Source organism: Rhizobacter sp. P1_G5 (assembly GCF_056405435.1).
The window spans coordinates 1-2,579 of sequence record NZ_JBFUCB010000763.1 but is presented as its reverse complement, the minus strand read 5'-3'; the positions used below and the strand labels follow the sequence as shown (position 1 = coordinate 2,579).

Annotated in this window: 5 protein-coding genes; all 5 read right to left on the bottom strand. The window is 67.9% G+C overall.

What is annotated here, in order from left to right; all coding sequences use genetic code 11:
• Positions 1–911 (bottom strand): cache domain-containing protein (locus tag AC1D12_RS30710; RefSeq protein WP_477845002.1); only part of this gene is annotated, 911 nt, incomplete at its 3' end.
• 25 nt (positions 912–936) lie between these two features.
• Positions 937–1,284 carry a protein tyrosine phosphatase family protein gene (locus tag AC1D12_RS30705; RefSeq protein WP_477826939.1) on the bottom strand — a complete coding sequence of 116 codons (348 nt, stop codon included), beginning with the start codon at positions 1,282–1,284 and terminating at the stop codon, positions 937–939.
• Between the two features lie 10 nt (positions 1,285–1,294).
• A complete protein-coding gene (locus AC1D12_RS30700; RefSeq protein WP_477826940.1) occupies positions 1,295–1,741 on the bottom strand; it encodes a GatB/YqeY domain-containing protein in 447 nt (148 codons plus the stop codon).
• A gap of 112 nt (positions 1,742–1,853) precedes the next feature.
• Positions 1,854–2,066: a 30S ribosomal protein S21 gene (gene rpsU / locus AC1D12_RS30695; RefSeq protein WP_047503026.1), complete on the bottom strand. Its 213-nt coding sequence runs from the start codon at positions 2,064–2,066 to the stop codon at positions 1,854–1,856.
• A gap of 173 nt (positions 2,067–2,239) precedes the next feature.
• A partial coding sequence (locus tag AC1D12_RS30690; RefSeq protein ID WP_477845001.1) for an NAD(P)/FAD-dependent oxidoreductase occupies positions 2,240–2,579 on the bottom strand: 340 nt, incomplete at its 5' end.

The window sequence follows — 2,579 nt, the reverse complement described above, 5'->3', positions numbered from 1 at the left end:
ATCTCGCGCACTTCGCCGAGCGCGCCGTTCAACCGCACCAGCGCCTTCGTCAGCGTGGCCGGCGCCTCGCTGCCGAGCTGCGCGACCGACGACTCCATCAGCAGCTTGATCGACACCAGCGTCTGGCTGGTGCTGTCGTGCAGTTCGCGCGAGAGGTAGGCGCGCTCGTCTTCCTGCGACTGCACGACCTGGCGCGCCAGCAGCCGCAGCTTGGCATCGGCGATGCGCTGCTCGCTGACGTTGAGCGCGAGCCCGCTGCCGCCGATCAGCACGATGCCCAGCAGCGCGATGCCGGCGATCCACCACATCGTGTCGGCGATGTTGGCGGTGACCTGCTGGTCGAGCTGCTTCATCGTGGCCTGCACGTCGTCGAGGTACAGGCCGGTGCCGAACATCCAGTTCCAACGCGGCAGCGCGACCACGTAGCCGAGCTTGGGCGTCACCTGCCCGGTGGACGGCTTGCGCCACAGGTACTCGACGAAGCCGCCGCCTTCGCGGGCGCGTGCGATCAGCCGCTGGATCACCGGCTCGCCGTTGGCGTCGCGCATGTCCCACATCGGCTGGCCGACCAGCTCGGGCTGGCGCGGGTGCATCAAATTCTTGCCGGCCAGGTCGTAGAGGAAGAAGTAGCCGTCGCTGCCGTAGTCGAGCGAGGCGAGGCGGCGGATCGCCTGCTCCTTGGTGGCGTCGTCGTCGCGGCCGGAGGCGTAGAGCGGCGCGATCGTGCTCTGCGCGAGGTCGACGTAGTGGCGCAGCTCGGTCTGCTTCGACGCCATCGTCGCGGCCTCGACGACGGCGCGCTCGCGGGCGGCGAGGTCGTTCTCCTTCTGGCGCACCGCGACCGCGATCAGCAGCAGCGACGCGATCAGCGGGATCACCGCGAACAGGAAGACCTTCAGCTTCAGGCGCATGGACGGCCGCCGTGCCTGGGAGCGGTCAGGCGGTGCCTGTCGCGGCGCGGTAGAGCTTGCCGGAGCGCGTGCCGGTGCGGCAGAACGCGAGGATCGGCTTGGGCAGCGAGGCCAGCAGCGCCGCGAACGCGGCGATCTGCTCGGGCGTCTGCACGGCCGGCGCGACCGGGAGGTGCACGTACTGCAGGCCGGCCGCGTGCGCGGCGGCTTCGACGGCAGCGCTGGTGGGCTGATCGGGGCCGCCTTCGAAATCGGGGCGGTTGTTGATCACGCTCCTGAAACCCTGCTGCGCGGCCCAGGCCATCGCGGCCGGTTCGAGCTGGGGCGCGACGCAGACATCGGCGCTGAGCTGCTGGACGACGGGATCGGTCATGGTGGGCGACCTATTTGCTCAAGGCCTGCTTGACCGCAGCGGACACCAGGCCCATGTCGGCCTTGCCGGCCAGTCGGGTCTTCACCGCGCCCATCACCTTGCCCATGTCGCCGGGGCCGGTGGCGCCCAGCTCGGTGACGATCTTGCCGACCTCGGCCGCGATCTCGTCGGCCGACAGGCGCTGCGGCAGGTAGCCTTCGAGCACGGCCAGCTCGGCGGTTTCCTTGTCGACCAGGTCGGTGCGGTTCGCGGCGGCGAACTGCGTGATCGAATCCTTGCGCTGCTTGATCAGCTTGTCGACGATCGCGATCACCGCGGCGTCGTCGAGCACGATGCGCTCGTCGACCTCTTTCTGCTTCAGTGCCGCGAGCAGGCCGCGGATCGTCAGCAGGCGGGCGGCGTCCTTCGCACGCATCGCGGTCTTCATGTCTTCGGTGATCTGGTCTTTCAGGGTCATCGCAGGTGCTCGAATAGGTGAGGGTCGAAAGCGAGGATCAAAAACGACAAAGCCCGCGTGGCGCGGGCTTCGTTGTGCTCCAGCGCCACATCAGCGCCGGATCGAATCTATCTCAGTACAGGCGCTTCGGCAGCTGCATGCTGCGGATGCGCTTGAAGTGGCGCTTGACGGCCGCGGCCTTCTTGCGCTTGCGCTCGGCGGTGGGCTTTTCGTAGAACTCACGGGCGCGCAGGTCGGTCAGCAGGCCCAGCTTTTCAATGGTGCGCTTGAAGCGGCGCAGAGCCACGTCGAACGGCTCGTTTTCTTTGACGCGAATCGAAGTCATAGATCCAGAAGTTTTTGCGCTCGGTGTCTCACTGTCGTTCGCCCGGTTTCTCTAGCAGGAGGTTCCGGAATCCAGCCAGAGGCGTGGACGAAGATTTGTAGCGAGATCGCGGCGCGGGTTTGCCAGCAAAGACCGCGATTATAGCCATAGTTCCCTGACGCGCAAGCGGGGTGTCAGTGACCGCTTTCAGCAGGCTGAAGGCGGTCGCGACTGTCGGTGATGGCCGCCGCGCAGGCCGCGGCGCTGGCCCAGGCCCACTGGAAGTTGTAGCCGCCCAGCCAGCCGGTCACGTCGACCACCTCGCCGATGAAGTGCAGGCCGGGCATGCGGCGGCTTTCCAGCGTCTGCGAGCTGAGTTCCCGGGTGTCGACGCCGCCGGCGGTGACCTCGGCCTTGCGGTAGCCCTCGGTGCCGTCGGGCGTCAGCTGCCAGCCCTGYAGGCCGGCGGCCAGTTGCTGCAGGTCGCGGTCCTTCAGGTCGGCCACCGGGCGATCCGACAAGCCCGGGCGGGCC